Consider the following 16,128-nt stretch of genomic DNA (forward strand, 5'->3'; position numbering starts at 1 on the left):
AATCTTACTTGCGTGCTTCACGCAGTTTCCTTAGCGTTTCTTCGGGCGTCATACCCTGCTGATTTTTAATATCCTGCTTGGCCAACATGGTGAGCTTCAAAAGGGCATTTGATTGGCGCTCAAGATTACGCTCCCTGATTTCGGCTTCCCTTTCTGCGGCTGGCTGGACAAACAGCTCGGCGACACCATTTTTTGTCACAAAAACCCCGCCATCAAAAAGATCAGGTGATCCAAGCCCTTCTCTTGCGGCTTTTTGTGACATTGTCGTGGTCATAGTAATTTCTCCGTTGATGACTGCTCATGCTTCAAGCACGCTATCATCAGCTCAAATAAATATCAAATTTATACTAAATTTGTACACGCACTCATGTACAAGAAATCCTCCATCCAATGAGCGACTGCGCAGCAAACACGCTTAACACCGAATTCTTTGCTCTACGTCAATTTTGTTTGCCCACACCTATATATAGTGCTTATAGGAACAAAGACACCTATATGTAGTAGTTATCCACAAAATCATCCACACCCCCCCGCAGCCCTGATGTGCTGCGGATCGTCTTGTGGATAACCCTACGCGGCAGGATACAGGAGCGACATTGTGAAAACAGTAGTGATTAAACGGGACGGTTGTCAGGTACCTTTTGATGAGGTGCGGATCAAGGAAGCCGTCGAACGCGCAGCTTTAGCTGTTAACGTTGTCGATGCAGATTATTGTGCAACTGTTGCCCGTGTGGTCGCTCAGACGATGGAGAACCAGCCGAAGGTTGATATCCGCGATATCCAAAATGCGGTCGAAAACCAGCTGATGGCCGGTCAATACAAACAGTTAGCCCGAGCTTATATCGAGTATCGCCATGACAGGGATATCTCGCGGGAACTGCGCGGTCGCCTGAACCAAGAAATTCGGGGTTTGGTAGAGCAAAGCAACAAAGCGCTGCTGAACGAAAATGCCAACAAAGACAGTAAAGTCATCCCCACCCAGCGCGACCTGCTAGCCGGTATCGTCGCCAAACATTATGCCAAACAGCATATCTTGCCACGCGATGTGGTACTGGCCCACGAACGTGGTGAAATCCATTATCACGACCTCGATTACGCGCCCTTCTTCCCCATGTTCAACTGTATGTTGATTGACCTCAACGGCATGCTGACCCAAGGCTTCAAAATGGGTAATGCGGAGATAGAACCGCCAAAATCCATCTCGACGGCGACTGCTGTCACAGCACAAATCATTGCGCAGGTCGCGAGCCATATTTATGGTGGGACGACGATCAATCGCATTGATGAAATTCTCGCGCCCTTCGTCACTGAAAGTTTTAATAAGCATAAAGCTATCGCTCAGGAATGGCAGATCCCTGATGCTGCTGGCTATGCCATGTCGCGCACCGAGAAAGAGTGTTACGACGCATTCCAATCACTGGAATATGAAGTGAATACGTTGCATACCGCGAATGGACAGACTCCATTTGTCACCTTCGGTTTCGGGTTAGGCACCACCTGGCAATCGCGTATGATCCAGCAAGCCATTTTGCGTAACCGCATTGCAGGCTTGGGTAAAAACCGTAAAACCGCAGTCTTCCCAAAACTGGTGTTTGCGATTCGCGATGGCTTGAATCACAAGTTCAGCGACCCTAATTACGATATCAAACAACTCGCTCTCGAGTGCGCCACCAAGCGGATGTACCCCGATATTCTCAATTATGATCAAGTGGTCAAGGTGACCGGTTCCTTTAAAACGCCGATGGGTTGCCGCAGTTTCTTGGGGGTATATGAAGAAGCAGGTGAACAGATCCATGACGGCCGTAATAATCTTGGAGTGATCAGCCTTAACCTGCCGCGCATCGCGCTAGAAGCCAAGGGTAATGAAGCTAAATTCTGGCAATTACTGGATGAGCGTTTGCTGTTAGCCAAGAAAGCCCTGATGACCCGAATTGCTCGTTTAGATGGCGTCAAAGCACGGGTGGCACCTATTTTGTATATGGAAGGTGCTTGCGGTGTCCGCTTACAGGCAGACGATAATGTCTCTGAAATCTTTAAAAATGGCCGTGCCTCCATCTCACTGGGCTTTATCGGTATACATGAAACCGTGAACGCGTTGTTTGGCGATAAAACTCATGTCTTTGATGATGAAGCCTTGCGTGAAAAAGCCGTCGCCATTGTTGAGCGCATGCGGCAAGCCACCGATGCGTGGAAAGAAGAAACCGGCTATGCCTTTAGCCTGTACAGCACACCAAGTGAAAACCTGTGTGACCGCTTCTGCCGCCTTGATACCGCCGAATTTGGTGTTGTAGAAGGCGTGACAGACAAAGGTTATTACACCAACAGCTTCCATCTGGATGTCGAAAAGAAAGTTAATCCTTACGACAAGTTGGACTTCGAAGCACCTTATCCCCCTTTGGCGAACGGGGGCTTTATCTGTTACGGCGAATACCCTAACTTGCAGCATAACCTGCGCGCGTTGGAGGATGTTTGGGACTATAGCTACAACCGCGTCCCTTATTACGGCACCAACACGCCGATTGATGAGTGCTACGAATGCGGTTATACCGGCGAATTCTCATGCACCAGCAAAGGCTTTACCTGCCCGAAATGCGGTAATCATGAACCGTCGAAAGTGTCAGTCACCCGCCGAGTGTGTGGTTATCTGGGGAGCCCAGATGCACGCCCATTCAATGCCGGCAAGCAGGAAGAAGTGAAGCGCCGTGTGAAACATTTGGCAAACGGGCAACTGGGCTGAGCCCCAGCACAGTAAACAGTTCACTCTATGACCCAAAGTCATTGGCGTTGCGGGCGGTTAACTCACCTGCAACGCCAAGTACGAGGGGGGCACTCGCTATCAACTTTCATCAATACTATCCAGTCGACGTCATCAACGGCCCCGGCACTCGTTGCACACTGTTTGTCTCAGGTTGCGTGCACGAATGCGTTGGCTGCTATAACAAAAGCACTTGGCGGCTTAACTCGGGCAAACCCTTTACCCGAGAAATGGAAGATCAGATCATCGCGGACCTGAACGATACCCGTATCTCACGGCAGGGGCTGTCTCTTTCGGGTGGCGATCCGCTGCATCCACAAAATTTGTCCGCTATTTTGCAACTGGTCAAACGGGTGCGACACGAGTGCGATAACAAAGATATCTGGGTCTGGACCGGCTATACCCTCGCTGAACTGACGGATGAGCAACAACAAGTGGTTGATTTAATTAATGTGCTAGTGGATGGCAAATTTGTGCAAGACCTGAAAGATCCCTCCCTTATCTGGCGCGGCAGCGGCAATCAAGTGATTCATCACCTGCGCTAGGCCACCTTGATCAGTTCGCGAAGTTATAGGTTAACGTCGCATTAAACCGCCAATCCCGACGGCTACTATCACTGGGCAGGTCACCAATCGGCCTTGCCCCTTCCAGTGAAAGTGAATAATGTTTGTTGTCACCAAAGGTGACCCCAACCGCATATGAAGCCAACTTCTTGGCAGGGAAAATCGGCGAGTTATACCAAGTGTGGGCCGTATCCAGTACCACATAAGGCTGGATTGATTTTAGCCAAACACCATTTTTCCGATTATGCATATAACGCATTTCGATTTGACCACCGTAACCATAATCCCCCGTGGCTTCACTGTCTGGATAACCGCGACCAAACCGCAACCCACCGAAGGTGACATGCTCCGCTTCTGGTAAGTCATTATCAGACCAATCACCTTCTGCCGCCGCACTTAACCGCCATTTCTCGGCCATTAAATAGGCCCCGTCGCCCGTGATTTTCCACCGTGTGAAGCCCAGATCGCCCCAAGGCACCGAACTGGAGGCAAGCGCCCCGTTAATGCCTTGGCGGACACTCGCACGGGTACTCCAATAGGCTTGGGTATATTCACGATAGCCCGCCAGAGCGAATTCTGCTGCAGGATAACGCATGCGCTGATTTTGCTCTTCCAGATCGACCAATCGATTATTTTGGCTATTTAATCGCGCACGCTGTTTGAGGCTATAACTTTTCTCTAGATAATCGAGTCCACCGCTAAGGGTCCATTGGCGCTGACGAGTTAATTCCAGTGGGTAGCTTAATACGACGCCGCCAGTATATTGTGTCTGCTCGGTGCGACCCGCTAACGTAATATCTTGCGGATAGAAAGTGATGAGATCCGTATAATCTTTCGGGCTCTGCTTATAATAACTGCCGCGGGTTTGCAGCAGCAGCCCATTGCTGCCTAAATATTGCTGGTAGTTTAAACCCAAATATTGGTCTCGATTTTTATTATTGAGTGGTAATAATGTCGCGATACCCAATTGTTCCGCGTAGGGCGTAAAACCACTTAATGTCGCATTCAGCACCCCACTGTATACGCCTTTGCGGCTATCTAACGCGGTAGTGACATTCCAATTCCGGGGATGGTCCGCTTTTACATCCAATAATGTTGCACCATATATATTGTCCGGATTTTTCGCGGTGGCGATCACTTTCGTATCAGGTGTGCGGCTCATCAAAATATTGTAGCGCTCGAAAGTATCCTTCGTCAGCGGCTTCTCGGCCATGATGTGCTGAGCCAGTTTGGTCAGCCAACGGCCAATCATCGCATTATCACTTTGGATGCGGGTATTGGCGATATAGCCTTCGACTAAACCTATTTTTAATGTGCCATCGGCGAAGTTATCTGAGGGTAAATAAGCATAAGAAAGAACATAGCCGTCTTGCTGATAACGCTGAGTAATAGATTGAGTCGCCACCAGCAAACTTTTTAACGGGACTTTTTTACCAATATAACCGTTAAATGGCTCGCTTAGCAGCTTAATGTCATAACGAGTGCCGCCAATAAATTGAATATGCCGCACATCAATTAACGTATCGAGGGTCAATTTAGGGCCTGGTGTTGGTGTTTTTTGAAGTACAGGCGGCGCGGTTCTCGTCGGTTGCGGTTTAGTAATATCACGGGAAATTCGGGAGGGGTTATTTTGGTCAATGAGCATGGGCACGGTATTTGCCCATGCACTGTATTGCCATCCCAAAAACAATAATAGCCACGCTCTATTATTCATAGAATGTTTCCTTCTGCGCTCACATAATTATTTTTATAAAAATCTGTTTTTATCAGACTGCTGACAAACACCGATGTCTCGACCAAGAACGGTGAGGACAGGCAGAAGAGTAAAGCGTCCACGCCAAGGATGGCGCGGCTCGAGCCATCAGGGATGATTTTACGGCGTCTTTACGATCTGCTTGTCTTCTGTGCAATCGGCACTTTGTCAGCTATCTCTTATTATCTTTAAGTCAGATATTCCCCCGATAAAAAACGGGGGAATATCTCTGGCGAGGATTCAGTGGGATTGGGGTTTTAATATTCCCCCTAAACCGCCCACTAAACCTCCGCCGGTACTGGCATTCGCATTGGCGTTAGCAGACACGCCTGCCGTCACCCCACCCGTTACACCACCGACGGTATTAGTGACCCCAGCCAATAAGCCATTAGAACCCCCAGTGCTGGTCGGTGCCGCCACCAAGCCACCCGTGCTCGCCACCGCCTGTCCTGTGCCTTGCAGCACTTGGCCCACACCCGCTAATGCCGGTGCACTTGTCCCCAGTTGCGTGCCTGTGGTGGCAACGGTGCTACCCACCGCACTCACTAAATTATTCACTGGCGCCCCAATACCGGTGGTTGCCCCCACGGATTGAGTAATGTCTTGTACTTGGCCCACCACCGGTGTCACGACCCCCGTCGCCGCGGTCGTTAACTTACTGGTTGTGCCTGTTTGCAGGTCTTGCGCCAACCCATTGCCAATGGCGCTAACGGCCCCACCGGTCTTATCGACTAACCCACCTGCCGTACCAGTGACACCCGCCAATGGGGTATTGGTCCCAATACCTGAAACTGTGCCACCTAAACCTGAAACACCCGTGCCAACATCCGCGACAGCTTTCGGTACACTGGCCGCAGTAGTGCCTAAAGCATTAGGATTATTTCCCAATTGGCCTAAACCGCCCTGTAATCCGGTCCCAACCTCACTGACCGCATTACCGGTGCTATCGACCACGGTGACCAGACCCGTACCCACTACAGGCAAGCTACCAATAGGGGTTTGACTGACCACATCGCTGACCGTATTACCGACACCATTCACTGCGGTGCCTACGCCAGTAACCACATTCCCAACCGCCGAATTATTGGCTGTCGTTCCACCACCTGTGCCGCCACCTGTACCACCGCCCGTGCCGCCACCTGTGCCACCGCCAGTACCGCCACCTGTGCCACCGCCAGTACCGCCACCTGTACCACCACCGGAACCGTCGTCCGTCCCCGCACCACCGGCTGTTTGACCTGGATTACTCTTTGCTGCATTGATGGATCCACCGCCGCTACCACTACAGGCAGTAAGAGAAAACGCGAGCAAAATAGCCAAAGTCACTTTGCTCAGTTGGCTGAAATTATTAGGGCACATAGTAGAAACCCCCATCGTGACCGCCACAGTGGCGTAAATTAACTATAAGAGACACTTATGTTTCACTCAAGTTTCCATAATGTTTATTTTTTGTTATAAATGAAAATTTATTGAATGAAGATGTATCAGATTGATAACGTGATAAAACTTTTTCGTCTAAGTAACGTACTTTTTCGCATCAAAAACCCTTCTGACACAGACAAAAGTTCACCTTACCGCCATCTCCGCTTAACCCTACTGTCATGATTACGCGCCAGCATAGCGGTGAGATCACTTACCGGTAATCGCTATGACCATCACACTTCTGACTGCCCGTTTGACACTGACCATTGCTTCGATATATCCGGCAGTCAGGGAGAATGATACTGAGAGAGGGAATATCTGCCATGCACCTATCTAGACCACCGACCAGTTATCCCACCCGCTATCAACAAATTGCGGCGCAGTTAGAACAAGAGCTGCGCGGTCAATATCGCTGCGGCGATTACCTGCCACCGGAGCAACAATTGGCTGACCGTTATCAGGTTAACCGCCATACCTTGCGCCGTGCCGTTGACGAGTTAGTTGAACGTGGTTGGCTACAACGCCGCCAAGGGATCGGCATTCTGGTGTTGATGCGCCCCTATGACTACCCACTTCATGCCAACGCCCGCTTTAGCCAAAACTTACTGGACCAAGGCAGTGACCCCACCAGTGAGCGCTTACTAGCTGTCTTACGCCCCTGCGTAGAGCATGTCGCCAAAGCACTCTCACTGGAGGAAGGCGCTCAAGTCATTCATTTACGGACTTTGCGGCGGGTCAATGGCGTGCCGGTCTGTGTTATCGATCACTACCTACCGGACTTGAGTTGGTGGCCTGCCTTGCAACAATTCAATACCGGTTCACTGCATCAATTCATCATCCAGCATCTACAACAGCCGTTGAGCCGTAGCCAAACCCGTATCAGCGCGCGTCGTGCTCAAGCCAAAGAGAGCCGCTTGCTGGAAATTGCTACCCACGCACCGCTGCTGTGTGTACGGACGTTAAATATCTGCGTGAGCAGTCAGCAGGTCGCGGAATACTCCGTCAGCCTGACCCGTGCGGACATGATTGAACTGACGATGGAGCACTGAATGGACAGCACCACCACCACTCGGCAAGGCTGGATGTCAGTATTAGCACACAGCCAACCCGCGGAACTCCTCGCCCACTGGCAGCCCTTAAATCTGTCACCCGCGTATCAAGTCATACGCGCGCCAGAGATTGGCTTGAACCAACTGCAAGCCAGAATGGGGGGGACTGGCCGCCGTTTTATCCTCGGGGATATGACCATCACCCGCGCCGTCATCAAGCTCAATGACAGTGCTGATATTTACGGCTACAGCTACATTGCAGGGCGCAACAAAGCGCATGCTGAACTTTGCGCACTGCTGGATGCTTTGCTGCAACTGTCGACCCTCAATAGACATCCAGCCACTGCCCAAGGCAAACCAGCCGGATTAAACGAATTGCTGCTGAGCACGGTGATTCACCCACTGGCGGCGGCGCAGCAAGAACGGCGACAACAACGCGCCCGCGCCATCGCGACCAGCAAAGTGGATTTCTTCACCTTAGTGCGGGGAGAGGACTAATGCGATTATTGACCCATTTTGACCAGCCAGTGGACGATGCTCAGCACAGTTTTCGCCGCATTCTGAAGGCATTAAGTGAGCCTGGCGTGCTGGTTTCACTGCCTGCGGTCACCGGCTGGCAGCCACTGAATCCAGCCACCACCAGCATCCTATTGACGCTGGCGGATCAAGATACGCCGCTTTATCTGGACGCCTCAATCTACCTAGCGTCACCGAGCGATGTAGAGATATCAACCCATCGTGACAGTGACATCCTGCAACAGAATCTGCGTTTTCATACTGGCGCACCACTGGCCACCAGCAGCGCCACTGCCAGTTTTGCGCTGTTTGGGGAAACGGTCACAGTAGAACAGTTGGCGACCTGCCCAACTGGGGATGAACTCTCGCCAGAGCACTCCGCTACGGTAATGATTCAAACCGATAGCCTGCACCACGGCGTGCCGTTACGCCTACGCGGGCCAGGGATAGAACACAGCCGCACCATCGCGCCGCAACTGCCCGCCGCCGTGCTCGATTATCTACTTAACCGCCCTGTGGCCTTTCCGGCGGGTCTTGATTTCCTGTTGACCTGTGGTGAAAACCTGATGGCAATCCCACGAACCACCCATGTGGAGGTGTGCTGATGTACGTTGCAGTCAAAGGGGGCGAAAAAGCCATTGCAGCCGCCCATCAATTGCTGGAATACCAGCGCCGTGGTAATACACAGATCCCCGCAATCGATTGTGAACAAATCGAACAACAGCTAGGGCTAGCCGTTGATCGGGTGATGACCGAAGGGGGTATTTACGATCGCGAATTGGCTGCACTGGCGATTAAGCAGGCCAGCGGTGATTTGGTGGAAGCCATTTTCTTGCTACGGGCCTATCGCACCACTTTGCCCCGTCTAGCGGTTAGCCAGCCACTGGCGACTGACCACATGCGACTCGAACGGCGAATTTCAGCCATTTACAAAGATTTGCCGGGGGGACAAGTCCTCGGCCCTACCTATGATTACACCCATCGGCTACTGGATTTTACGCTTTTGGCCTCGGGTGATGCCCCCACCGCACCTGATAGCCGCGCGGCATTATCCGATGATGTAACCCATAGTCATTGCGCTCATGTATTTGATTTACTGGCTCAAGAACAGTTAGCGCACACTGAACAAGATGATGGCACTGCGCCAGAAGATATTACCCGCCATCCACCGGTTTACCCCTGCAACCGTTCGGCACGACTGCAACAATTGGTGCGTGGTGACGAAGGTTTTCTACTGGCGCTGGGCTATTCCACTCAACGTGGTTATGGTCGTACCCACCCCTTTGCCGCTGAAATTCGCACCGGTGACCTGACTATCTCCATCGTGCCAGAAGAGCTGGGATTTGCGATCGACATCGGCGAAATCCTGCTGACCGAGTGCGAAATGGTGAATGGTTTTGTCGATCCCGCCGATGAACCGCCGCACTTTACCCGTGGCTACGGGTTGGTCTTTGGCCGTGGCGAGCGCAAAGCGATGTCGATGGCGCTGATGGATCGCGCCCTACAAAGTCGGGAATACGACGAAAACGTCACCAGCCCCGCACAAGATGAAGAGTTCGTGCTCGCGCATGCGGATAACGTTGAAGCCGCTGGTTTTGTCTCTCATCTCAAACTGCCCCATTACGTCGATTTTCAAGCTGAATTGGCATTATTGAAACGCCTGCGCCATGAGTATTTGTCTGCCTCATCGTCACCATTACCAACACAGGAGCCGCACCATGACTGAGGTTCTCACCGGTTACAATCTGGGTTATCTGGATGAGCAAACCAAGCGCACTTTACGCCGTGCGTTGCTCAAAGCCGTGGCGATCCCCGGTTATCAGGTGCCCTTCGGCGGGCGAGAAATGCCAATGCCTTATGGCTGGGGCACTGGCGGTATTCAGCTAACCGCCTGTTTGATTGGCCGCTTCGACGTGCTGAAAGTGATTGATCAAGGGGCCGATGACACCACCAATGCCGTCTCGATCCGGCGCTTCTTTCAGCGGGTGAGCGGTGTGGCGACCACAGAGAAAACCATCGACGCGACGCTGATCCAGACCCGTCATCGCATTCCGGAAACGCCATTGACGGAAGATCAGATCCTGATCTACCAAGTGCCGATCCCTGAGCCATTACGCTTTATCGAGCCACGGGAAACCGAGACGCGCAAAATGCATGCATTGGAAGAGTACGGCGTGATGCAGGTGAAATTGTACGAAGATATCGCCCGTTACGGCCATATCGCCACCACCTATGCTTATCCGGTGAAGGTGAATGATCGCTACGTGATGGACCCCTCGCCCATCCCGAAATTTGATAATCCCAAAATGCATATGATGCCCGCCCTGCAACTGTTTGGTGCTGGCCGCGAGAAGCGCTTATATGCCTTGCCGCCCTTTACCAAAGTGGAAAGTCTGGATTTCGACGATCATCCGTTTACGGTGCAGCAGTGGGATCACCCCTGCGAGCTGTGCGGATCGCGTCACAGTTATCTCGATGAAGTCGTGATAGACGATCAGGGCAGCCGGATGTTTGTTTGCTCGGATACCGATTTTTGCCAGCAGCAGTTGGCGCAGATAGCCGCACAAGATGACCTGAAGCACGAGGAAAACACCCGATGATTTCTGCACATTCACTTTCATCACCCGCTGTCCATCCACTGTTATCCGTGGAGAATCTCACCCATTTATACGCCCCCAACAAAGGGTTCAGCGACGTTTCTTTCCAGCTGTATCCGGGTGAGGTGTTAGGGATTGTCGGTGAATCCGGCTCGGGGAAAACCACGTTGTTGAAATCCATTTCAGCGCGACTGGCCCCGCAGCAAGGGCAGATCATCTACCGCCCAGATGCGCAGCAATCCGTTGATTTATATCAGATGGCAGAGAGCCAGCGCCGCCGTTTATTGCGGACCGAATGGGGCGTCGTGCATCAACACCCGATGGACGGTTTGCGACCACAAGTGTCGGCGGGTGGCAACATCGGCGAGCGGTTAATGGCGGTGGGTCAACGCCATTATGGCGAGATACGTCAACAAGCCGGCCGCTGGCTAGAGGATGTCGAAATCCCGCTGTCTCGTTTGGATGACCTCCCCACCACCTTTTCCGGTGGCATGCAGCAGAGGCTACAAATCGCCCGTAATCTCGTGACTCACCCGAAGCTGGTCTTTATGGACGAACCCACTGGCGGGCTAGACGTTTCCGTTCAAGCGCGGTTACTGGATTTGCTCCGTAATCTGGTGGTGGAAATGCAACTCGCCGTGGTGATTGTCACCCATGACCTCGGCGTCGCCCGCTTACTGGCAAACCGTCTATTAGTGATGAAAGAAGGCCAAGTCATCGAAAGCGGCCTCACTGACCGAGTACTGGACGACCCTCACCACCCCTATACCCAGTTACTCGTTTCATCGGTACTGCAAAACTGACCCAACACGAGAAATCACCATGAACGCCCTAAAACTCAACGTTGAAAATCTCAGTAAAACCTTCGTGTTACACCACCAACACGGAATACGTTTGCCGGTGCTACATCAAACCTCTCTTCAGGTCAGTGGCGGTGAATGCGTGGTGCTACACGGTCATTCCGGCAGCGGTAAATCCACTCTGCTACGCTCTCTCTATGCCAATTATTTGCCTGACAGCGGCCATATCTGGGTCAAACATCAAGGCGAATGGCTGGATATGGTGACCGCACCCGCGCGACAAATCATGGCGGTGCGTCGCCACACCGTCGGTTGGGTCAGTCAATTTTTGCGCGTGATCCCACGGATCAGTGCCTTGAATGTGGTCATGCAACCCCTGCTTGAGTTAGGGGTGGAACGCGAGGTATGCCAACAACGGGCGCAGGATCTGCTGACGCGCCTCAACGTCCCACCGCGGTTATGGGATCTGGCACCTTCAACTTTTTCCGGCGGTGAGCAACAGCGGGTCAATATCGCCCGTGGTTTTATCGTCGATTACCCTATTTTGCTGCTGGATGAGCCAACAGCCTCACTCGATAGCACCAACAGCGCGGCGGTAGTGAGCCTGATTGATGAAGCCAAGCAGCGAGGCGCGGCCATCGTCGGGATCTTTCACGATGAAAATGTACGCAACCATGTTAGCGATCGCATACTGGTGATGACACCGGCCCCCACCACTGCCAGCACGGAGACCTCAGCATGATCCTCAGCAACATCAATCTTATTCTTGAAGATCAGGTGGTCAAAGGATCACTGGAAATCAAAAATGGCGTGATCCAAAGCTACAGTGATCGCCCGACTCAACTTTCGGCGGCAATAGATGGACAAAATGGTTGGTTGCTACCGGGGTTGATCGAGCTGCATACCGACAATCTGGACAAATTTTTCACGCCACGACCCAATGTCGATTGGCCCGCGCATTCCGCTATGAGCAGCCATGATGCACTGATGATTGCTTGCGGGATCACCACCGTACTGGATGCCGTCGCCGTGGGTGACGTGCGTGATGGCGGCCATCGGCTGGATAATCTACAAAAAATGATCAATGCCGTGGTGGATAGCCAGCGGGCGGGGTTAAACCGCGCTGAGCATCGGCTTCATTTACGCTGTGAGTTGCCCCACGACAGCACGCTACCTTTGTTTGAAAAATTGATGTTGCAGCCTGAATTGTCATTGGTTTCAGTAATGGACCATTCACCGGGCCAGCGGCAATTTGCCTCTCGAGAAAAGTATCGCGAATATTATCAGGGCAAATATCACCTTAACGATCAACAAATGGCCGCTTTCGAGGAAGAGCAAATCACGCTATCGGCAAAATGGTCCACGCCAAACCGCAACGCTATTGCGGCACAATGTCGCCAGTTGGGTATTCCACTTGCCAGCCACGATGATGCTACCGCCGAGCATGTCGCTGAGTCCCAAGCACTGGGTAGCGTCATCGCCGAATTCCCCACTACCGAGGTCGCCGCCAGCGCCTCTCACCAGCAAGGTTTGCAGGTTTTAATGGGCGCACCCAATATCGTCCGTGGCGGTTCTCATTCCGGTAATGTCGCCGCACACCACTTAGCCTCACTGGGCGTCTTGGATATTTTGTCCTCTGATTATTATCCAGCCAGCCTACTCGATGCTGCATTTCGCATCGCACAGGATGAAAGCAACGGCTTTAGTTTGTCGCAAGCCATTAATCTGGTGACCCGCAATCCCGCTAACGCTTTGGGACTGACGGATCGAGGCGTCATTGCTGAGGGCAAACGCGCTGATTTGGTTCTGGCTCGCACCCATGAGGGGCCGAAGAATCAACACATCTACGTGCAAAACGTTTGGCGTCAGGGAATACAGGTGTTCTGATGGCACGCTTAATTTATCTGATGGGCGCGTCCGGTGCGGGGAAAGATTGCCTGCTGTCAGCACTGCGGGCGGCAAAACCGGCGCATATTATCGTGGCTCATCGCTACATCACCCGCGAGGCCCATGCCGGCGCCGAAAATCATATCGCACTGAGTGAGCAAGAGTTTCTGCAACGGGCAGCACAAGGTTTATTCGCCCTGCACTGGCAAGCCCATCAGCAGTACTACGGGGTAGGCATTGAGATTGATCTTTGGCTGCAATACGGTTTGGATGTGATAGTCAATGGCTCCAGAGCTTACTTGCCTATGGCCGAGCTGCGCTATCACGGCCAATTACTGCCCGTGTGCCTGACGGTTTCACCGGCTATTTTGGCCCAACGATTACAACAGCGTGGCCGCGAAAATAGTGAACAAATCAGTGAGCGCTTACATCGGGCACAGCACTATCAACAGCAGTTGCCGGTTGACTGCTTGCAACTGTGCAACGATGGCGCACTGCACCACACGCTAGCGCAATTGCAGCGATTATTGGCCATGAATTCCACGGTAGACCGCGATATTAAGGGGTAAAAATGGAACTCACCTTGTTAGGAACAGGCTGTGCTCAGCAGGTGCCGGTATTTGGTTGTGATTGCGTTGTTTGTCGCCATGCCAGAGCACAACCTGCATTGAGGCGAAAATCATGCAGTGCCATGTTGCGATATCAGGGGGAAACGACACTCATTGATGCGGGCTTGCCGACGTTGGATCAGCTGTTTGCTGCGGGGGAAATTCAGCGTTTTTTGCTTACACATTACCACATGGATCATGTTCAGGGGCTATTTCCTTTACGTTGGGGATGTGGAAATTCGATCCCAGTCTATGGGCCACCGGACCCAGACGGTTGCGACGATCTGTTTAAGCACCCAGGAATACTGGCCTTTCAACCGCCATTACGGGAGTTTCATCCGATTAAGTTCGGCAATCTGCAAGTAACCCCCGTGCCATTGAATCACTCAAAGATCACCTTTGGTTATTTGCTGCAAAGCCACAATCGAACCATCGCTTACCTCACCGATACTGTCGGGCTACCGGCAGACAGCGCCCTGTTTCTCGCCAGCAAAAATATCGATTTAGTGGTGATAGATTGTAGCCATCCACCGCAAATGCCCCCGCCACGCAATCATAATGACGTGACCATGGCATTGGCTATCGGTGATTTATTAAAACCAGAAGCGATGCTGTTAACACATATCAGCCACCAGCTCGATTGCTGGCTACTGGACAACAGCCTCCCCACCGGCATCACCGCCGCCCATGACAACCAAACCATCACACTCCAATAGCTCACCCCAAGAGATTGACGTTGCAGGTAGGCGGCCCTTTGCACGTCAAGGAATATGTGGATTCCCCTAAGGCAGTGGCGTTTCAGGTAAGCACCCCCCTCGAATACCTAGATTCCCCTAAGGCATTGGCGTCGAAGGTAGGCAGCAAACGAACGAATCCCGATGAGCTGACTCAAGTCAGTGATTCGGGTGAGTGAGTACAGCTAACAACCCTGCGACGTCAAAGACGACGGGGAACCTGCATAGCTGCGGACGACAACACAAACACCCCCTCCCCCAACGGCGCAAACGCCTGATCCAACATGGCTTGCGCCACATCTTTGCCTTTAATCAACCGCCACTTATCTGGCAACAGGGCAAACAAAGGCGCACTGAGGCTCTCCATTAACCGTGGTGTCGTGCGTTGACCGGCTAACATTGAGGGACGAGCGAAGGTCAATTGCGGCCAGCCTTGCGTCTGTAAATCTCGCTCGGCTTCACCTTTGGTACGATTGTAGAACAGCCATGAGCGAGGGTTTGCGCCTATCGCGCTGACCAGTAGAAAATGCCGTGCACCTAAACGCAGACCGGTTTCACCGGTTGCCAGCACCAGCCGATAATCCACCTGACGAAATGCCGCCTGACTGCCAGCTTGCTTGCGGGTCGTGCCGAGACAACAGAAAACTAAATCAACCGGTTCATCCAGCGTTTTCAGTAATTCGCCAATCTTCTCGCCCTGCGGATTTATCAGTTTATTCATGCTGGGCAAGGGCTGACGGGTCGGTGCAATGATGGATGTTACCCTCGCGTCCAAACGTAGCAGGCGCAGTAATTCACCGCCCACCAGGCCACTTGCGCCCAGTAATAATACCTTCGCCATCTGACCTCCCGATAAAAACGCTAATGCCCCCCAACGCAGGAAGCAATCATGTAATCAATTGTTATGAATAGTACATATCAGAAACACTATACCTTAACTCATTCGAGTGAAAGGTCGAGATTAAGGAGCACACCAATGGTGTTTTTTGCCAAAACCGAGGGTGTTATTGGTCATTTTGATTTCGAGGAGATTGAGTTGCCAAATCGGGGCGGCACTCACTTTCGCAATTGGAAAGCGGCGGCAGTAACGTTGACGGGCAGCTTGTTCGGCATCGCCGCTGAGCAGGACAATTTCACCGCGATACTGGATGCCTTTGATAAGGGCCACCATGCGCGGCTGATTGGCAATCGTCCCGACAATTTGCGGGTTTATTTGCATCAACTCAGCATGACGTGTGTGCTTTTCGGTCATCAGGTAAAGCGCCATCTGCTTATCATCAAACGCGTAAAAGCAGTTGGCGCACCACATATCGATACCGCTGCCAGCACACAGTGTTAGCACATGCTGCTGGCGTAAGAAGCGAATAATCATCGACAGGTCATCAGGAGAGTTCACGGCACTCATGGTTCACGACACCTTCAGCTTGAAAATTGCCTTGAGTGT

17 protein-coding genes are annotated in these 16,128 nt (G+C 52.2%); 12 read left to right on the forward strand and 5 right to left on the reverse strand.

Annotation, left to right across the window (positions count from 1 at the left end):
* Window positions 1-4: 4 nt before the first annotated feature.
* Window positions 5-274, reverse strand: a complete 270-nt coding sequence (locus tag DA391_RS19615) for a hypothetical protein (protein ID WP_049604927.1) — start codon at window positions 272-274, stop codon at window positions 5-7.
* 324 nt (window positions 275-598) lie between these two features.
* Here DA391_RS19615 and nrdD point away from each other — a divergent pair, with 324 nt between their 5' ends.
* Complete coding sequence (nrdD, locus tag DA391_RS19620; protein WP_050080859.1) at window positions 599-2,737, forward strand: anaerobic ribonucleoside-triphosphate reductase; 2,139 nt, start codon at window positions 599-601, stop codon at window positions 2,735-2,737.
* A 98-nt stretch (window positions 2,738-2,835) separates the two neighbouring features.
* Window positions 2,836-3,300 (forward strand): anaerobic ribonucleoside-triphosphate reductase-activating protein, encoded by a 465-nt coding sequence (gene nrdG, locus DA391_RS19625; protein WP_050081023.1) that lies wholly within the window; start codon window positions 2,836-2,838, stop codon window positions 3,298-3,300.
* 10 nt (window positions 3,301-3,310) lie between these two features.
* On the opposite strand, the gene DA391_RS19630 is transcribed toward nrdG, so the two are convergent.
* Together DA391_RS19630 and DA391_RS19635 are read right to left on the reverse strand one after the other, a co-directional pair.
* Window positions 3,311-5,032 carry a ShlB/FhaC/HecB family hemolysin secretion/activation protein gene (locus DA391_RS19630; RefSeq protein ID WP_057642613.1) on the reverse strand — a complete coding sequence of 574 codons (1,722 nt, stop codon included), beginning with the start codon at window positions 5,030-5,032 and terminating at the stop codon, window positions 3,311-3,313.
* Window positions 5,033-5,311: 279 nt separating this feature from the next.
* Entirely contained in the window at window positions 5,312-6,430 is a 1,119-nt protein-coding gene (locus DA391_RS19635; RefSeq protein ID WP_108088095.1) for a collagen-like triple helix repeat-containing protein, read from the reverse strand.
* A 386-nt stretch (window positions 6,431-6,816) separates the two neighbouring features.
* On the opposite strand from DA391_RS19635, the gene phnF reads away from it, so the two are divergent.
* Genes phnF through phnP form a run of 10 tightly spaced genes read left to right on the forward strand, consistent with a single transcriptional unit; the run spans window position 6,817 to window position 14,666 of the window.
* Window positions 6,817-7,542, forward strand: coding sequence for a phosphonate metabolism transcriptional regulator PhnF (gene phnF, locus DA391_RS19640; RefSeq protein WP_050080862.1), 726 nt, complete (start codon window positions 6,817-6,819; stop codon window positions 7,540-7,542).
* Complete coding sequence (phnG, locus tag DA391_RS19645) at window positions 7,543-8,040, forward strand: phosphonate C-P lyase system protein PhnG (RefSeq protein WP_049604932.1); 498 nt, start codon at window positions 7,543-7,545, stop codon at window positions 8,038-8,040.
* On the forward strand, window positions 8,040-8,663 hold the full coding sequence (gene phnH / locus DA391_RS19650) for a phosphonate C-P lyase system protein PhnH (protein WP_050080864.1): 624 nt from the start codon (window positions 8,040-8,042) through the stop codon (window positions 8,661-8,663). The genes phnG and phnH overlap by 1 nt, the downstream gene beginning before the upstream one ends.
* Window positions 8,663-9,784: a carbon-phosphorus lyase complex subunit PhnI gene (locus DA391_RS19655; protein ID WP_050080865.1), complete on the forward strand. Its 1,122-nt coding sequence runs from the start codon at window positions 8,663-8,665 to the stop codon at window positions 9,782-9,784. Before phnH ends, DA391_RS19655 begins: the two co-directional genes overlap by 1 nt.
* A complete protein-coding gene (locus DA391_RS19660) occupies window positions 9,777-10,658 on the forward strand; it encodes an alpha-D-ribose 1-methylphosphonate 5-phosphate C-P-lyase PhnJ (protein WP_108088096.1) in 882 nt (293 codons plus the stop codon). The genes DA391_RS19655 and DA391_RS19660 overlap by 8 nt, the downstream gene beginning before the upstream one ends.
* Complete coding sequence (phnK, locus tag DA391_RS19665; protein WP_050080867.1) at window positions 10,655-11,458, forward strand: phosphonate C-P lyase system protein PhnK; 804 nt, start codon at window positions 10,655-10,657, stop codon at window positions 11,456-11,458. The genes DA391_RS19660 and phnK overlap by 4 nt, the downstream gene beginning before the upstream one ends.
* A 19-nt stretch (window positions 11,459-11,477) precedes the next feature.
* Window positions 11,478-12,197 (forward strand): phosphonate C-P lyase system protein PhnL, encoded by a 720-nt coding sequence (gene phnL / locus DA391_RS19670; protein WP_049604937.1) that lies wholly within the window; start codon window positions 11,478-11,480, stop codon window positions 12,195-12,197.
* Entirely contained in the window at window positions 12,194-13,342 is a 1,149-nt protein-coding gene (phnM, locus tag DA391_RS19675; RefSeq protein WP_050080868.1) for an alpha-D-ribose 1-methylphosphonate 5-triphosphate diphosphatase, read from the forward strand. Before phnL ends, phnM begins: the two co-directional genes overlap by 4 nt.
* Window positions 13,342-13,911, forward strand: coding sequence for a ribose 1,5-bisphosphokinase (gene phnN / locus DA391_RS19680; protein WP_050080869.1), 570 nt, complete (start codon window positions 13,342-13,344; stop codon window positions 13,909-13,911). The genes phnM and phnN overlap by 1 nt, the downstream gene beginning before the upstream one ends.
* 2 nt (window positions 13,912-13,913) lie before the next feature.
* Window positions 13,914-14,666, forward strand: a complete 753-nt coding sequence (gene phnP, locus DA391_RS19685) for a phosphonate metabolism protein PhnP (protein WP_108088097.1) — start codon at window positions 13,914-13,916, stop codon at window positions 14,664-14,666.
* Window positions 14,667-14,886: 220 nt separating this feature from the next.
* Here phnP and DA391_RS19690 read toward each other — a convergent pair whose 3' ends face one another.
* A complete protein-coding gene (locus tag DA391_RS19690) occupies window positions 14,887-15,525 on the reverse strand; it encodes a hypothetical protein (protein WP_050080871.1) in 639 nt (212 codons plus the stop codon).
* A gap of 120 nt (window positions 15,526-15,645) precedes the next feature.
* On the reverse strand, window positions 15,646-16,080 hold the full coding sequence (locus tag DA391_RS19695; protein WP_050286656.1) for a YhbP family protein: 435 nt from the start codon (window positions 16,078-16,080) through the stop codon (window positions 15,646-15,648).
* Between the last annotated feature and the right edge of the window lie 48 nt (window positions 16,081-16,128).

Origin of the sequence: Yersinia massiliensis, assembly GCF_003048255.1 — a bacterium.
Classification (GTDB): domain Bacteria; phylum Pseudomonadota; class Gammaproteobacteria; order Enterobacterales; family Enterobacteriaceae; genus Yersinia; species Yersinia massiliensis_A.